We start from the raw sequence: 15434 nt of genomic DNA on the forward strand, positions 1-15434 counted from the left end.
CTCTCAGTCGCCGCGTTCGCGCCAGGCGGCCGCGGACACCGCCGCCAGTTTGCTGGCGACGAGCAGTCCCGCCGCGCCGGCGACGATCCGCCAGGCCGGTGGCATCCAGATCACGAGGATCAGCGCGGTGACGCCGGCGCCCAGCAGGAATGCCAGCAGTGCGACTGCCCAGGGTTTCATCGCAGGCTCGCGGCGCCGGCGGACGGTTACTGCTGCTGGCCTTGCGCGTCGCCCGGATCCTGTCGCGACGGTACTCGCCGGGGCGGCATGGCGGGCAGGCCCGGCGGCGGCGCTTCCTGTGCCTGCTGCGGCTCCCACGGAAAGCGCGGCAGGCTGTGCACGGCGGCTTCCAGCTTGCGCGACCAGGTGTCGTGGATCTCGGCGTACAACGGGGTGTCCGCTTCCAGCCGCATCTGCTGGCTGATCCTCAGGTCGCCGTTCCGCACCAGGGCGATGTCCACCGGCATGCCGACCGAGAGGTTGGAGCGGATGGTGGAATCCAGCGACACCATCGCGCAGCGCGCGGCATCTTCCAGCGGCGTTTCGGGGCGGATGATGCGGTCGAGAATGGGTTTGCCGTACTTCGACTCGCCGATCTGCAGGTAAGGGGTTTCCGGCGACGTGGCGATGCAGTTGCCCAGCGGGTACACCATGTACAGGCCGGGACGCTCGCCGGCGATCTGCCCCCCCAGGATCAGCGTGGACTGCACGTTGACGCCGCTCTGCTGCAGTTCGCCGCTCATCTTCACCTGGCTGGCCACCAGCATCTCGCCGACGTATTCCGCCACCTCGTAGAGATGCGAGAACGTGCGCAGGCTGCGTGTGGCGGTGGGATCGTCGATGTCGCGCTGCAGGCGGGACAGCGTGAGCTGCGTGGTCGCCAGGTTGCCGGCCGACATGATGACGAGCACGCGGTCGCCGGGCCATTCGAACACGTGCATCTTGCGGTACACGCGCACGTCGTCGAAGGAAGCGCTGGTGCGGGTATCCGCGGCGAAGACCAGGCCTTCGTTGACTTCGATGCCGACGCAATAGGTCATGGCGTGTCCGTTGCTGCTGTGCATCACGATTCTATGCGCCGTCCCGGGGGTTGGCTAGGGCCACCGTCGCAGTGTTAGACGGCCCGTACAATGGCCGGGATTTCCGCTCCAGGTGCGCCATGCAGGCCGATCTCCCCCTTCCCGACGATGCGGCGCGCGCCCACAGCAAACGCCTTGCTGATTTCATCCGAAACGAGATCGCCGCCGAGGGCGGCAGCATTCCGTTTTCGCGCTTCATGGAGCGCAGCCTGTATGCGCCCGGACTCGGCTACTACAGCGCCGGCAGCACCAAGTTCGGCGAGGCGGGCGATTTCACGACATCGCCCGAGCTGGGTCCTTTGTTCGCGAGCTGCGTCGCGCAGGCCGTGGCCCCGGTGCTGCAGCAGTTGGGTCCCGAAGCCGAGTTCGTTGAAATCGGCGGCGGCAGCGGCGCCTTCGCCGACATCATGCTCAAGCGCTTGCTGGAACTCGATGCGCTGCCGGCGCGCTACGCGATCCTGGAGCCCAGTGCGGACCTGCGCGAGCGACAGCGCGAACGGCTGCGCCAGCGCCTGATTCCGCCGGTGTTCGAGCTGGTGGAATGGCTGGACGGCCCACCTTCGGCGACGTGGAGCGGCGTGTTGTTCGCCAATGAAGTGATCGATGCCTTGCCGACGCCGCGCTTCACGCTGCGCGATGGCGAAGTGTTCGAAGAGGGCGTGGCGATGGATGGCGAAGGCCGCTTCGTGCGTGCCGATCGCCCGGCCGATGCCCTGCTGTCCGCGGCGGTGCGCCATGCCGAGCGGTACATCGGGCGGCCGTTTCCCGATGGTTATCGCTCCGAGCTGCTGCCGCAGTTGCCCTACTGGATCCAGGCGGTGATGGGCGGCCTGGATCGGGGCGCCATGCTGTTCGCCGACTACGGCTATACGCGGCGCGAGTTCTACCAGCCCGATCGCGACGACGGCACGCTGCGTGCCTACTACCGCCACCGCGTGCACAACGATCCCTACCTGTGGCCCGGGCTGCAGGACATCACCGCCTCGGTCGACTTCACCGCGCTGGCCGAGGCGGGCACGCAGGCCGGGTTCGACCTGGCCGGCTACACCACGCAGGCGAACTTCCTGCTCGGCAATGGGCTGCAGGAGCGCTTGAACGAAGCCGAGGCACGCGCGGACGAAACCACGCTGCTGCGCCTGCGCAACGAAGCCAAGCGGCTGACGCTCCCCAGCGAGATGGGCGAGCGTTTCCAGGTGATGGGATTCTCCAGCGACGTCGAGTTCGGCACGGCCTTCCTGTTCAACGACCTGAGCTGGCGCCTGTGAGCCGTGTCTTCGCGCTGAAGCCGTTCCATCGCCCGCGGCTGTGGCTTGGGTTTTGGCTGCTGGCCGTCGCCGCCGTGATCGTGTTGTCGCTGGTGAACCTGAGCGGATTGCCGCCGGTGCCGGAAGGCGGCGACAAGGTCGAGCATTTCCTCGCCTACGGCGTGTTGTCGGCGGCGGCGATGCAGTTGTTCGCCACGCGGCGCGGCTGCCTGATCGTGGCGGCGCTGCTGGTCGCCCTGGGCGTCTGCCTGGAGTTCGCACAGGGCACGCTGACCGCCACCCGCATGGCCGACCCGCGCGATGCGCTTGCGAACACGCTGGGTGTGCTGGCCGGACTGGCGACGTTGCCGACGCCCGTGCACCGCCTGCTGCTCACACTGGACGCGCGCCTGCGTCCCGCACGCGTCTAGGAAAAAGAAAAGCCGGGACATGCCCGGCTCTTCCATGCTGCGATGACGGCCGTCAGCGAGGCTGCAGCGTGATGCGGTCCAGCACCCACATCTGCGGGCGCGTGTCGCCGGTGAAGCGCACGCACAGGTCCTGCTTGCCGGTGGTGCCTGCGGGCAGCGGTGCTTCGAGGTCGAGGAAGCCATCCGCGTTCGGCGCGGCCGGCAGCGCGACCGTCGCCAGCGTGTGGCCCTTGCAGCCGCCACCCAGGATTTCCAGTTCGCCCAGCGGCGACTTCGCCGGTTCGAAGGTGCGGTGCGGCTCGTCGTGCGCGAGCTGGAAATAGTAGGGAATGCGGCCCGCACGTACCCTGATCGAGGCGATGCCTTCCAGGTCGGCCTGGTCCCACTGCCAGCACGGATAGAAGATCGTCGCGTTGAAGATCGCGCGCTCGCCATCGGCCGGGCCATCGTCTTCCAGGCGCAGCAGCAGGCGGCCGGCGTCGGGGCAGACCGACATCGCCTCATCGGTGCGGCTCAGCATCGAAGCGGCGCTCAGTTCGAACGTCGACGCCGGCACCAGGGGGCGACCGTCGGCGAAGGCCGCGGCGCGCAGCGTGGCCGGCAGCTTCACCTCGATCGGCGACGCGAAGGTCGGCGACGCCTGCGTGGGTTCGCTGCCGTCGGTGGTGTAGTGCACCGGGTAGTCGAGCGGGTTGGACAGCGTGACCTTCGCAGTGCCTGCCTTGCGGTTGTCCTCGGTGGCGATCAGCGGCTCGAACGGTGTCTTCGCGTAGCCCAGGCCGATGGCGTCGTAGCGCTTCAGTTGCGCGGGCAGCCGGGCGGTGAAGCTGGCGAAATCCTTCTTGGCCGCGGGCGACCAGCCGGTTTCGGCGACCGCGGCGAGGCGGGGGAATGCGTTGTGCTGCAGGCGCGCGAACGTGCGCGTGTGCTCGGTCCACAGGTTGGCCTGCAGTCCGAGGATGTGGTGGCGCTGGCTTTCCTCGAGATCCGGCGGCACCGGCTCGAAGCCGTAGACATCCTGCAGCGTGATCAGCGCGGGGCGTCCGGGCGGTTCGTTCGGCGAGGCGGTCTGCAGATAGTCGAGGTACGTCTTGTTCGACGGCGACATCACCACGTCGTGCCCCTGGCGCGCCGCCTGCAGGCCGCCTTCGATGCCGCGCCACGACATCACCGTCGCTTCCGCCGGCAACTTGGCTTCGAGGATCTCGTCCCAGCCGATCAGGCGCTTGCCGTGTCCGGCGAGATACTTCTCGAGGCGTTCCACCAGATAGCCCTGCAGGTCCATCTCGGTCTTCGCACCCACCTGGCGCATGCGCGCCTGTTCGCGCGCGGAAGCTTCCCACTGGTCCTTCACCGCCTCGTCGCCGCCGATATGCACGTAGGTGCCTGGGAACAGGGCGACGACCTCGCCCAGCACGTTCTCGAAGAAGGCGATCGTCGGCTCCTCCACGTTGACGAGGTTGGGGAACACGCCCCATTCGTTCGACGGAACCAGCGGCGTGTCGATGGAACCCAGTTCGGGATAGGCGGCGATCGCCGCGGTCGCATGGCCAGGCACGTTGATCTCCGGCACCACAGTGATGTGGCGCTCGGCGGCGTACTTCACCACGTCGCGGATCTGGTCCTGCGTGTAGAAGCCGCAGTACGGGCGCGGCTCGCCGGTTTTCGGATCCTTGCCGCCGTCGCCGGCGGGAATGCGGCAGCCGCCGATCCCGGTGAGTTTCGGGTACTGCTTGATCTCGATGCGCCAGCCCTGGTCGTCGGTCAGGTGCCAGTGCAGGGTGTTGAGCTTGTGCAGCGCCATCGCGTCGATGATCTTCTTGACGTCGTCGACCTGCTGGAAGTGGCGGGCCGGGTCCAGCATGAAGCCGCGCCAGCCGAATCGCGGTGCGTCCTCGATGTGCAGCACGGGCAGCGTGGCCCCGCCCTTGTCGCCCTGCGTGACCAGTTGCCACAGCGTCACCGCGCCGTAGAACAGGCCGCGTTCGTCGTGCGCCTGCACGATGATGCCGTCGCGCGTCACGTCGAGCGTATAGGCCTCGGGATTGGCCGAGCCAGCGCCGGCCGGCGCCAGCACGAACTGGATCAGGCCCTTGCCTGTGTCCCCGGTAGTGGCCAGTGCCGGCCCGCCCGCCGACTGCAGGTAGGCGGCGAACTGCCGCGCGACGCGCGTCGCCACGTCACCCCTGGCGGACAGGCGCGTGCCCGTGCCGACAGTGAAGCTGCCGGTGCCGGTTTCCATTACCGCCGGCGCGGGAATCAGCGAAGGCGTGATCGGTGCGGCCGCCAACGTCGTCGTGCCGGCGTCGTCACCCGTTCTGGGCGTGCAGGCAGTGAGCGCGAGCAGCATGAAGGCCAATCCGGCCAGGGCGCGATGGGCGATGCGTCGGTTCATCGGAGTCCTCGATAGCGGCGGGCCTAGCATGCCCAAAAAAAAGCGGGCCAGGACGGATCCGGGCCCGCAGAGGGAGAGTGTTCCCTTACATCGTGAGGCTTAGAACTTGAAGCGGAAATTCAGGTAGTACTGGCGGCCGTTGCTGTAGAACGCATGCGGCAGGTAGCCCGGCACCGCATCGTTCTCGGTGTAGTACTTCAGCTTCGGGTTGTTGAGGTTCAGGCCATCGAGGCTGATGGTCAGCCACTCGGTGGCCTTGAAGCCCAGCGACGCCGAGACCGTGGCGAAGTCGTCCTGGTAGAAGTTGTCGGCGCGGCTGACGCCGGCGTAGAACGAACTGCGGTAGCTGTAGTTGATGCGTGCGTTGAAGCGGTCGTTCTCGTACCAGCCCGACAGGTTGTACGTGTTCTCGGAGGTACCGTTGAGCGGCTTGCCGCCATCGGCCTCGCCATCCACGTAGGTGTAGTTGGCGTTGATGCCGAAGTTGTCGCCGATCGGCTGCTCGTAGGTCAGTTCGACGCCGCGGGCCTTGCCGTTCGAGTTGACCGGGATCGACACCAGGTAGTCGCTGTAGACATCCGTGCCGGCCGCCTGGCTGGCCTGCTGGTCCTTGTACTGCACGATCACGTTGCCGAAGTCGACATAACCGTCCAGGTCCATGGAGAACACGCTGGCGGCCAGCAGTGCGCGCGGAGCGAAGTACCACTCCAGCGACGCGTCGAAGTTGGTCGACACCAGCGGGTCCAGGTTCGGATTGCCGCCGCTGCCTTCGTGCGTGAGGTCGTTCAGCGTCAGCGAACCGGCCAGCGCGGAGAAGTCCGGGCGGGTCATGGTCTTGCTGCCCGACACGCGCGCCACCAGGGAGTCGGTCAGCTCGAACTTGAAGTTCACGCTGGGCAGCAGCTCGTTGTAGTCGTTGTTCACCACGACCGGCAGGTAGTCGCCGAACGCCGACCCGGTGATCGCGCCCGGAATGCCCGAGTTGACCGCCAGCGCCTGGTTGTAGTTCACGTCGGTCTGCGTACGCACGTAGCGCAGGCCGGCGTTGCCGCTCCAGCGGTCGCCGCGGAAGTTCAACTGCGCGTACACCGCGTTGATGTCTTCCTTCACGCCGTAGACGTCGGAGAAGTAGAAGCGCTCCGGGTTGTTGCGGTTGGCGAAGCGGGCGTTGATCTCCGCCAGCTGGGCGGGCGTGTAGTACCAGATGCCCGACGGCACGTTGCCGCCCACGCCGAAGTCGCCGGGATACGCGCCGCCGGCCGCCGGGTACGCCGCGATGTCGGTCCAGTTGGTTGCCCAGTTGGGACCCTGCGCGAGCGAGAAGTCGTTGCTGCGCTCGTGCGTGGCGTAGCGGTAGCCGAAGTCCAGCGAGGACAGGGTGTCGTTGTCGAAGAAGAACTGGCCGTCCGCCGAGGCCCAGTCTTCCTTGTCCAGCACGTCGATGCCCTGCGCACCGAAGATCCAGCCGCTCTGCGGCAGGTGGTTCGACGCGGTGTTGGTGCCGCCCAGCGACCAGTCGATCGGATTGCCGACGCCGTTCATGCTCCAGCTCGCGCCGGCGTTGCCAGCGATGCCCGTCTCCAGCACGTCCTGCGTGGGGCTGCTGCCCCGGCCCTTGGTGGAGCCGAGCTGGAAGACGAACTTCAATGCGTCGCTGGCATTCCACTCGGCATCGAGGGCGATGTACTTGGAGGTGGACTCGGCGCCGGGGCGGGAAATCATGTCGTACACGCCGTAGGGTGTAACGGCTGTGCTGGTGGTATCCGGCGCGTACGTGGCGCTGGTCAGCACGCCGTTCTGGATGCTGTAGCTGCTGGGCGCGCGCGCGTTGACGAACTGGCTGGCCCACATCATGTAGTTGCGGTTGTAGTTATCCGCCTTCAGGCGCGAGTAGAAGGCGTTGACGTTCAGCGTCAGGTCGTCAGTGACCTTGGCTTCGATGTTCGCCACACCGCCCTGGCGCTTTCGGACCTGCTCGAACAGCGCGGCGCCGATCAGGTTGGGATACAGCACGCCCACCAGATCCGGATTGCTGGTTGCGACGGGAGTGCGGGTGACGCCGTCCGCCTCGAACTCCGCGATCGTGCCGTAGCCGCCCACGACCTCCTGGCCGTCACGTCGCAGGCTGCGCTGTTCGTTGAACACCTGCACCAGGAAGCCGGCCGTGCCTTCATCGTTGCGCCAGTTCAGCAGCGCATCGAGCTGCGGCTTGGTGTCGCCCGGCAGGTCGGAATGGACCGCACCGATGGAGCCCTGGATCGTCAGCGGTTCGGCGAACTGCAGCGGACGGCGGGTGATGATGTTCACCGAGCCGGCGGTGCCGCCTTCGACCAGCTTCGCTTCGGAGGTCTTGTGCACCACCACGCGGTCGACGATTTCGGACGGATACAGCGAGTAGCTCACGCTGCGGCCGACATTGCCCACCTGGCTCAGCACGAACCAGTCGCCGGTGCCGATGCCGTGCCCGTTGACGAGGGTCTGGGTGAGGCTGGGATTGGTGCCGCGCAGGCTGACGCGGTCGGCTTCGTCGAAGCCGCCTTCGCTGGCGCTGGACGACGCGATGTTGACGCCGGGCAGCTGGCGCAGGGTGTCGGCCACGTTCTTGGCCGGCAGCTTGCCGATGTCTTCGGCGGTGACGACTTCGACGTGCGTGGCGGCGTCGCGCTTGGCATCGAGGGCCTTCTCGATGCTGCCGCGGATGCCGGTGACCACGACGGTGTCCAGGTCGGTCGCGGCCGTGTCGGCCGGTGCGGCTTCCTGCGCGTGGACCTGCATCGAGAACGCGAGCCCGGCGGCGATCGAGGCCGAAAGGATCGAGGTGCGGTACTTCATGATGTCTCTCCCATCATTGTTTTTAGAGTTCCGGCAGCCATCGCTCGCGCTGTTCCGCCGTGCTTGGTACTTCGATGTCGCCTGGCGTTGCACGTATCCCCTGCACCCCGCCCCTTCCTGCTCCGCGCCTGTGCCGGCGCTTTCCTTCATGTGTCTCCGTCGCGATCCAGGTACCACCGGGCCGCGCCGATGACGCCCAGCTGCCCGTGCTCCACCAGCTTCACGGGGATGCGTTCGAGCGCCTCGCGCATCGATCCCTTGTTGAGGAATCGCGCGACGAAACTGCTCTGGATCAGGAATCCGCGGATCTTCGGCAGGATGCCGCCGGCGAGGTACACGCCGCCCTGCACGCCGTACAGCAGCGCCATGTCGCCGACGACGCTGCCGAGCAGGCCGCAGAACACGTCGAGGCTTTCGCGCGCCAGTGGGTCGTCGCCCGACAGCGCGGCGGCCGTGACCTGGCCCGGGTGCGTGTAGGCCGAAGGCGCGGCGCCGCGGACGGCGCACAGCGCGGCATGCAGGTTCAACAGGCCGGGGCCGGACAGCGCCTGTTCGACCGGCACGTGCGTGCGGGTCTTCAGCATCTCGGCCAGCAGCGCCATCTCGAGCGCGTTGCCGGCGGTGAGCGCGGCTTGGCCGGCTTCCGTCGCCAGCACCACGGCGCGCGGGCCGACCGGGATCCACACCGCCGCGCCCAGGCCGGTGCCCGGGCCGAGGATCAGCGTGGGGCCGCGGGTCGGTGCGATCGCCGGGCCGGTGAGCTGCAGCACCTGGCTGGCGTCCACCTGCGCGGCGGCATGCGCCACGGCTTCGAAATCGTTGACCAAGCGGACGTCGTCGAAGCCGAGCTGCGTGCGCAGTTCCGCCAGCGAAAGGCGCCAGGGCAGGTTGTTGGTGATGACGGTGCCGTCTTCCAGCGCATAGCCGGCGCTGGCGATCACGCCACGGGTCACGCGCCCGTGGTCGAGGCCCAGGTGGTGCAGGAAATCCTCGACGATGTCGCCCAGGCCGGCGTGGTCGGCGCAGGCGTACTTGCGGTACTCCAGCACGTGGACCGGCATCCCGGCGTCGCCGCTGCCGCGCACCAGGCCGATGCGGACGTGGGTGCCACCGACGTCCGCCGCGATGAAGGCGTCGTGCGCCCCGCGGCTGGCATCTGTCGGCAATGGATTGGCAATGGCGACCACACGTCTCCCCACATGTTCGCGGCCGGGACCCCGTCATCCCGATATGGCCGGAGTGTGGAAAGTGTTTGACAACGTTGTCAAGACTCTGTCATGAAATAGCCGTCTGGCGGCCAAGGCGATGTATGGAACCGACAACAATGCTCGTATTCATTATTCAATTGAGCGCATTGGTGTTGCCAATTGCGGCATGCAAAGGCGGAAAAGCGCTAAGTCCTACAGGACTTTATGCTGCGGCGCACTATGCCGGTGCACTCACAGAAGGAAGGCCAGGTCGCTTGGAGACCTCCAAGTTCCGTGGGGCTGCCTGATGGCTTTGACAACGTTGTTCCCGATGTCGCGCGCAGGCGCGACCTCCCAGATCGAGGGGATTGCATGAGTACCGCCGCTGGAACCACCCCGCTCCGTTCGCTCGCCATCGTCGGCGTGCTGTTCTTCATCATCGGGTTCTTCACCTGGATCAACGGCCCGCTGATCACCTTCGTGCAGCTCGCCTTCGATCTGGACGAGGTGAATGCCTTCCTCGTACTGATGGTGTTCTACCTGTCGTACTTCTTCCTCGCGTTGCCTGCTGCGGCGTTGCTCAAGCGCACCGGCATGAAGAAGGGTCTGGCGGCCAGCTTGTTCGTGATGGCGGTTGGCGCCGCGATGTTCGGCGAGTTCTCCACCCAGCGCTGGTACCCCGGTGCGTTGGCCGGCCTGTTCGTGATCGGCGGCGGCCTGGCGCTGCTGCAGACGGCGGTGAACCCCTACGTCAGCATCCTCGGCCCCATCGAGAGTGCCGCGCAGCGCATCGCGCTGATGGGCATCTGCAACAAGATCGCCGGCATGCTGGCGCCGCTCGTGCTCGGGACGCTGGTCCTGCATGGCGTGGGCGACCTGGCCGCACAGGTCGCCACAGCCGATGCGGCCGGCAAGGTGGCGCTGCTGGACGCGTTCGCAGCGAAGATCCACCTGCCGTACCTGGTGATGGCCGGCCTCCTGGTCGTGGTCGCCATCGGCATCCTGTTCTCGCCGCTGCCCGAGGTGAAGCCGTCCGAGGTCAATGCCGCGCCCGCGGCCGATGCCGCCGATGGCGCACGTGGCCTGTCGCGCTTCCCGCACCTGTGGCTGGGCGTGCTCTGCCTGTTCCTCTACGTGGGGGTGGAGGTGTTGGCGGGCGACGCGATCGGCACCTATGGAAGGGGCTTCGGCCTGCCGCTGGACCAGACCAAGCTGTTCACCACCTACACCCTGTTCGCGATGCTGGCCGGTTACCTGGTCGGATTGGCCGTGATCCCGCGCTTCGTGTCGCAGGCACGCTACCTGGCCATCTCCGCCACGCTGGGCGTGCTGTTCGCCCTCGGCGCGCTGCTGACGCACGGCTACGTGTCGGTGGGCTTCGTCGCTGCACTGGGCTTCGCCAACGCGATGATGTGGCCGGCGATCTTCCCGTTGGCGATCAAGGGACTGGGCCGGCATACCGAGACCGGATCGGCCCTGCTGATCATGGGCATCGCCGGCGGAGCGATCCTGCCGCAGTTGTTCGCGGTGCTGAAGCAGCACTACGACTTCCAGGTCGTGTTCGCCGGACTGGCCATTCCCGGCTACCTGTACATCCTCTACTACGCGCTGGCCGGGCACCGCGTGGGCAGCGCGAAACGGGCGGCGACGGGCGTCCCGGAACGCGGCATCATGGTGGACTCGCCTCCATGACGGAAACGCCCATGCGCCGACCCACCATCAAGGACGTCGCCGAACGCGCGAAGGTCTCGCTGAAGACCGTGTCCCGGGTCATCAACAACGAGCCGTCGGTGCTGCAGGGCACGCGCGCGCGCGTGCTGCACGCCATCGCCGAACTGGACTACGAACCGGACCAGTCCGCGCGCAACCTGCGCAGCGGCACGCCGTTCGTGATCGGGCTGGTCTACGACAACCCCAACCCGTACCACATCATCGGCGTGCAGAACGGCGTGCTGGCCGCCTGCAAGGAGACCGGCTTCGGCCTGCAGATCCATCCGGTCGATTCCACCTCGCCATTGCTGGCCGAGGAGCTAGTGGAATTCGTCCAGCGCTCGCGCCTGGCCGGCCTGGTGCTGACCGCGCCGATGTCCGAACGCGCCGACCTGGTGACGGCATTGGCTGCGCGCGGGGTGAAGCTGGTGCGCATCATCGCCGCGACCGAAGATCCGGAAGACGGCCTGCCGTGCGTCTATGTCGATGATCGCGATGCCGCCTACGAGATCACCGAACACCTGATCCAGCTCGGACACCAGCGCATCGGCTTCCTGTGGGGCGGACTGGCGCACCGGTCGAGTACCGAACGCTATGCCGGTTACGAGAAAGCGTTGAAGGACTACGGCATCACCCTCGACAAGCATCTCGTCGTGCCGGGCGATTACACGTTCGACGACGGTTTCCGCGGCGCGCGCCGCCTGCTGGCGCTGCGCGAACCGCCCACGGCGATCTTCGGTTCCAACGACGAAATCGCGGCCGGCGTCCTGGCAGCGGCGAAGTCGGCCGGCATGAACGTGCCTTATGACCTGTCCATCGCCGGTTTCGAAGACAGTCCGTTCTCCAAGCAGTCGTGGCCGCCGCTGACCACCGCCAAGCAGGCGACGCAGGACATCGCAAAACAGGCCGCACGCCTGCTGATCGCCGGCCTGCGTACCGATGCCTATGACGACAACCCCACCCCCGTGCACAACCAGGGCTTCGTGCCGCAGTTGGTGGTGCGGGGCTCCACGGCGCCGGTCCGTCCGCGCGCCGACCGACCCGAACCGCTCTCGCCATGACCGACACGCTACTGCCTGCGCCTTCCGACACCCTGATGCACCAGGAGGCGGCCCAGACCGCCGACATCGTCTCCGACCAGTACGCGCGCAACGCCGCGACGGTGAAAGCGCTGGCGGACGACCTGCGCCGTAGTCCTCCACCATTCGTGGTGACCTGCGCGCGCGGCAGTTCCGATCATGCCGCGACCTACGCGAAGTACCTGTTCGAGACGCAGTTGGGCGTGGTCACCGCGTCGGCATCGCCGTCGGTGGGGTCGGTGTACGAAGCGAAGCAGCGACTGGTCGATGCGCTGTACGTGGTGATCTCGCAGTCGGGCAAGAGCCCGGACCTGCTGCGCAACGCGAGCGCGGCCAAGGAGGCCGGCGCACGCGTGGTCGCACTGGTGAACGTGGAAGACTCGCCGCTGGCGCAACTCGCCGACACCGTGCTGCCGCTGCGCGCCGGTCCCGAGCGCAGCGTGGCGGCAACCAAGAGCTACCTGGGTTCGCTCGCGGCGATCCTGCAGCTGGCCGCGTACTGGAAGGACGAGGCGCCGCTGCATGCCGCCGCCGATGCCCTGCCCGACGCGCTGCGTCGCGCGTGGCAGGCGGACTGGTCGCCGCTGAGCGATGGATTGGTGGGTGCGCACAACCTGTTCGTGCTGGGACGAGGCTTGGGCCTCGCCGCCGCGCAGGAAGCCGCATTGAAATTCAAGGAAACCTGCGGCCTGCACGCCGAGGCCTACAGTTCGGCGGAAGTGAAACACGGACCGATGGCGCTGGTCGGTCCGGGCTTCCCGGTGCTCTGCTTCGCCCAGCCGGACGAAACCGAAGCCGGCACGCTGGCGCTGGCGCAGGAATTCCGCGACCGCGGTGCGCAGGTGTGGGTGGCATCGCGCCAGGGCGATCTGCCACTGGTCGAGGCACCGCATCCGGCGTGCGCGCCGCTGCTGACCATCCAGAGCTTCTACCGGGCGATCAATGCGCTCGCGCTGCGTCGCGGCCACAATCCGGATGTGCCGCCGCACCTCAACAAGGTCACGGAAACGGTATGAACGCGACGAGCGCCGCCATTGCCCTCTGCAACGCCCGCGTGCTGACGCCGGACGGCTTCGTTGAAGGCCTGGCGGTACTGATGCAGGACGGCCGCATCGCCGACCTGCTCGCGGACGATGCGATCCCTTCAGATGCGGTGCGGCACGATCTTCGCGGCGCGACGTTGCTGCCCGGCTTCATCGATGCGCAGGTCAACGGTGGCGGTGGCGCGCTGTTCAACAACGATACGAGTGTGGAGGCGATCCGCACGATCGCGAAGGCGCACCGGCGCTTCGGCACGACCGGCCTGTTGCCGACCTTGATCAGCGACGATGCCGACGTGATGGCGCGCGCGATCGCGGCGATACGCGACGCCATCGCGCAGGGCGTGCCGGGCGTGCTCGGCATCCACCTGGAGGGCCCGTACATCGCGCCCGCGCGCAAGGGCACGCACGATGCGGCGAAGTTCCGCGTGCCCGGCGCGGACGAAATCGCGATGGCGACGTCGCTCGACAACGGCGTGACCCTGCTGACGCTTGCGCCCGAACAGGTGCCGACCGACACCATTCGCACCTTGGTGGCGCGCGGCGCGATCGTCGTCGCCGGCCACACGGCGGGCAGCTACGAACAGATCCGCGCCGGCATCGACGCGGGCGTGTCGGGCTTCACCCATCTCTACAACGCGATGTCGCCGTTGCAGGGCCGCGAACCGGGCGCGGTCGGTGCTGCGCTGGAGGACGACGGCTGCTGGTGTGGCGTGATCGTCGATGGCGTGCACGTGCATCCGGCCAGCCTGCGCGTCGCGTTGGCGGCCAAGCCGCGCGGCAAGGTGGTCCTGGTCACCGATGCGATGCCGATGGTCGGTTCGGACGATCCGTCGTTCGATCTGTATGGCGAAACCATCACCGCCGTCGACGGCGTGGTGCGCAATGCCGCCGGCGCGTTGGCGGGTTCGGCGTTGGACATGATCACCGCCGTGCGCAACTGCGTGCGGCTGCTCGGCCTGCCGCTGGACGAGGCAGCGCGCATGGCGTCCACCTATCCCGCCGATGTCCTCGGCCTGGGAGCGACGCACGGCCGCATCGCGCCCGGCTACCGCGCCGACCTGGTGGCGCTGGACGCCGACCTGCAGATCGTCGGCACGTGGATCGGCGGCGCCTGATCCCGCGCGCATGAGCGTCGCACCGGCCCGGTTCGCGTCCGTAGATGCGCTGCGTGGCCTGACGGTCGCCGCGATGCTGCTGGTCAACACGCCGGGCGATTGGTCGCATGTCTACGCACCGCTGCTGCACGCGGAATGGCATGGCGTGACACCGACCGACCTGGTGTTCCCGTTCTTCCTCTTCATCGTCGGCGTATCGATCTCGCTGGGCATCGTGCCGCGTAGCGAAACAGGCGTGGCGCATGGCGTGCTGGTGCGCGCGCTGCTGTGGCGCGCGGCGAAGATCGTCGCGCTCGGCCTGGCGCTGCACCTGCTGGCGTACGTGATGCTGGACCGTCCGCACTTCCGCCCCTGGGGCGTGCTGCAGCGGATCGGCCTGTGTTTCGCTGCGGCCGGCCTGATCGCGCTGTACGTGAAGCCTCGCCTGCAGTGGGCATTGATCGGCGCGTTCCTGCTCGGCTACTGGGCGCTGCTCGCGCCGTCCGGCTATGCCGCCTACACGAACCTGCCGGCACGCTTGGATACGGCGTTGTTCGCACCGTGGCTGTACCAGTGGGATGCGACGCTCGCGCGCGGGCAGGATCCAGAGGGGTTGCTGAGCACGTTGCCCGCCATCGCCACCACGCTGTTCGGCGTGCGGGCCGGCGCTTGGTTGCGGGGCGGTGCGCTGCGCACGCTGTTGCTGGCCGGCATGGCGGCCGTGGCCCTCGGACTGGCATGGAGCAGTGTGTCCCCATTGAACAAGGCGCTGTGGACGTCGTCGTTTGCGCTGTTCTCCGCCGGCTGCGCATCGCTTGCGCTGGCGCTCGCCCATGCGGCGGTGGACCGGCAGGGGTGGCCGGCGGTGGGGCGGCGCTTCGGTGCGAATGCCATCGCCGCCTATGTCGGCGCCGCCGTGATGACGTACGTACTGCTCGCGCTCGGCTGGATGGAGCCGCTGTATCGGGTCGGATTCGCCGACTGGATGACGCCGCGCTTCGGACCGTACCTGCCGTCGCTGGCGTTCGCGCTGTCGTTCGTCGGCGTGTGGTGGCTGGTCGTGTGGGCGATGGATCGCCGCGGCTGGTACGTGAAGGTCTGAAGCTCCGCCGTCGTCACGCTTTTCTTCGCTCCGCAGGCGTACAAGGGCAACGAGCCCCGCCGGATGCCGCCTGCATGAAGATGCCGTTGCTGCTTGTCTGTTGCCTGTGCGTATCCGCCTGCCAGCGGGCGTCGATCACCGAGGAGGGCGCGAAGGCGGTGGTGGCCTCCCGCGTCATGTCCACGACCGGCTCCGCCGCGGGCACGGCAGCGACGCCGGCACCGGCCGGGACCGCGGC

The 15434-nt window shown here is 67.7% G+C and carries 12 protein-coding genes; 7 read left to right on the plus strand and 5 right to left on the minus strand.

Translation table 11 applies throughout. The features are described 5' to 3' along the window. Nucleotides 1-3: 3 nt before the first annotated feature. Entirely contained in the window at nucleotides 4-180 is a 177-nt protein-coding gene (locus CYU89_RS12245) for a hypothetical protein (RefSeq protein ID WP_296281358.1), read from the minus strand. Between the two features lie 26 nt (nucleotides 181-206). Beyond that, complete coding sequence (locus tag CYU89_RS12250; protein ID WP_296281415.1) at nucleotides 207-1040, minus strand: 20S proteasome subunit A/B; 834 nt, start codon at nucleotides 1038-1040, stop codon at nucleotides 207-209. A gap of 119 nt (nucleotides 1041-1159) precedes the next feature. Here CYU89_RS12250 and CYU89_RS12255 point away from each other — a divergent pair, with 119 nt between their 5' ends. Both CYU89_RS12255 and CYU89_RS12260 read left to right on the plus strand, forming a co-directional pair. Beyond that, nucleotides 1160-2344 carry an SAM-dependent methyltransferase gene (locus CYU89_RS12255; protein WP_296281359.1) on the plus strand — a complete coding sequence of 395 codons (1185 nt, stop codon included), beginning with the start codon at nucleotides 1160-1162 and terminating at the stop codon, nucleotides 2342-2344. Next, nucleotides 2332-2754: a VanZ family protein gene (locus CYU89_RS12260; RefSeq protein WP_296281416.1), complete on the plus strand. Its 423-nt coding sequence runs from the start codon at nucleotides 2332-2334 to the stop codon at nucleotides 2752-2754. The genes CYU89_RS12255 and CYU89_RS12260 overlap by 13 nt, the downstream gene beginning before the upstream one ends. A 52-nt stretch (nucleotides 2755-2806) precedes the next feature. On the opposite strand, the gene CYU89_RS12265 is transcribed toward CYU89_RS12260, so the two are convergent. The 3 genes from CYU89_RS12265 to CYU89_RS12275 form a co-directional block, all read right to left on the minus strand. Continuing rightward, the gene (locus tag CYU89_RS12265) at nucleotides 2807-5149 is read right to left on the minus strand and encodes a family 20 glycosylhydrolase (RefSeq protein ID WP_296281360.1); all 2343 of its coding nucleotides are present in this window, start codon (nucleotides 5147-5149) and stop codon (nucleotides 2807-2809) included. Nucleotides 5150-5248: 99 nt separating this feature from the next. Further along, nucleotides 5249-7981, minus strand: a complete 2733-nt coding sequence (locus CYU89_RS12270; RefSeq protein ID WP_296281361.1) for a TonB-dependent receptor — start codon at nucleotides 7979-7981, stop codon at nucleotides 5249-5251. 146 nt (nucleotides 7982-8127) lie between these two features. Then, nucleotides 8128-9159 carry a glucokinase family protein gene (locus CYU89_RS12275; RefSeq protein ID WP_296281417.1) on the minus strand — a complete coding sequence of 344 codons (1032 nt, stop codon included), beginning with the start codon at nucleotides 9157-9159 and terminating at the stop codon, nucleotides 8128-8130. Nucleotides 9160-9540: 381 nt separating this feature from the next. On the opposite strand from CYU89_RS12275, the gene CYU89_RS12280 reads away from it, so the two are divergent. Genes CYU89_RS12280 through CYU89_RS12300 form a run of 5 tightly spaced genes read left to right on the plus strand, consistent with a single transcriptional unit; the run spans nucleotide 9541 to nucleotide 15196 of the window. Then, nucleotides 9541-10860, plus strand: coding sequence for a sugar MFS transporter (locus CYU89_RS12280; RefSeq protein ID WP_296281362.1), 1320 nt, complete (start codon nucleotides 9541-9543; stop codon nucleotides 10858-10860). Between the two features lie 11 nt (nucleotides 10861-10871). Next, the gene (locus CYU89_RS12285; protein ID WP_296281363.1) at nucleotides 10872-11939 is read left to right on the plus strand and encodes a LacI family DNA-binding transcriptional regulator; all 1068 of its coding nucleotides are present in this window, start codon (nucleotides 10872-10874) and stop codon (nucleotides 11937-11939) included. After that, nucleotides 11936-12973 carry an SIS domain-containing protein gene (locus tag CYU89_RS12290; RefSeq protein WP_296281364.1) on the plus strand — a complete coding sequence of 346 codons (1038 nt, stop codon included), beginning with the start codon at nucleotides 11936-11938 and terminating at the stop codon, nucleotides 12971-12973. The genes CYU89_RS12285 and CYU89_RS12290 overlap by 4 nt, the downstream gene beginning before the upstream one ends. Further along, nucleotides 12970-14115 (plus strand): N-acetylglucosamine-6-phosphate deacetylase, encoded by a 1146-nt coding sequence (gene nagA / locus CYU89_RS12295; protein WP_296281365.1) that lies wholly within the window; start codon nucleotides 12970-12972, stop codon nucleotides 14113-14115. Before CYU89_RS12290 ends, nagA begins: the two co-directional genes overlap by 4 nt. A gap of 10 nt (nucleotides 14116-14125) precedes the next feature. Further along, nucleotides 14126-15196 carry a heparan-alpha-glucosaminide N-acetyltransferase domain-containing protein gene (locus tag CYU89_RS12300; protein WP_296281366.1) on the plus strand — a complete coding sequence of 357 codons (1071 nt, stop codon included), beginning with the start codon at nucleotides 14126-14128 and terminating at the stop codon, nucleotides 15194-15196. Nucleotides 15197-15434 lie beyond the last annotated feature (238 nt).

The sequence above is a fragment of the Pseudoxanthomonas sp. genome (assembly GCF_002863005.1).
Lineage (GTDB): Bacteria > Pseudomonadota > Gammaproteobacteria > Xanthomonadales > Xanthomonadaceae > Pseudoxanthomonas_A.

Bases quoted from the DNA above. Each gene is read 5' to 3' on its own strand.
- CYU89_RS12245 (WP_296281358.1), bottom strand. From the start codon at position 180: ATGAAACCCTGGGCAGTCGCACTGCTGGCATTCCTGCTGGGCGCCGGC.
- CYU89_RS12250 (WP_296281415.1), bottom strand. From the start codon at position 1,040: ATGACCTATTGCGTCGGCATCGAAGTCAACGAAGGCCTGGTCTTCGCC.
- CYU89_RS12255 (WP_296281359.1), top strand. From the start codon at position 1,160: ATGCAGGCCGATCTCCCCCTTCCCGACGATGCGGCGCGCGCCCACAGC.
- CYU89_RS12265 (WP_296281360.1), bottom strand. From the start codon at position 5,149: ATGAACCGACGCATCGCCCATCGCGCCCTGGCCGGATTGGCCTTCATG.
- CYU89_RS12270 (WP_296281361.1), bottom strand. From the start codon at position 7,981: ATGAAGTACCGCACCTCGATCCTTTCGGCCTCGATCGCCGCCGGGCTC.
- CYU89_RS12280 (WP_296281362.1), top strand. From the start codon at position 9,541: ATGAGTACCGCCGCTGGAACCACCCCGCTCCGTTCGCTCGCCATCGTC.
- CYU89_RS12285 (WP_296281363.1), top strand. From the start codon at position 10,872: ATGCGCCGACCCACCATCAAGGACGTCGCCGAACGCGCGAAGGTCTCG.
- CYU89_RS12290 (WP_296281364.1), top strand. From the start codon at position 11,936: ATGACCGACACGCTACTGCCTGCGCCTTCCGACACCCTGATGCACCAG.
- nagA (WP_296281365.1), top strand. From the start codon at position 12,970: ATGAACGCGACGAGCGCCGCCATTGCCCTCTGCAACGCCCGCGTGCTG.
- CYU89_RS12300 (WP_296281366.1), top strand. From the start codon at position 14,126: ATGAGCGTCGCACCGGCCCGGTTCGCGTCCGTAGATGCGCTGCGTGGC.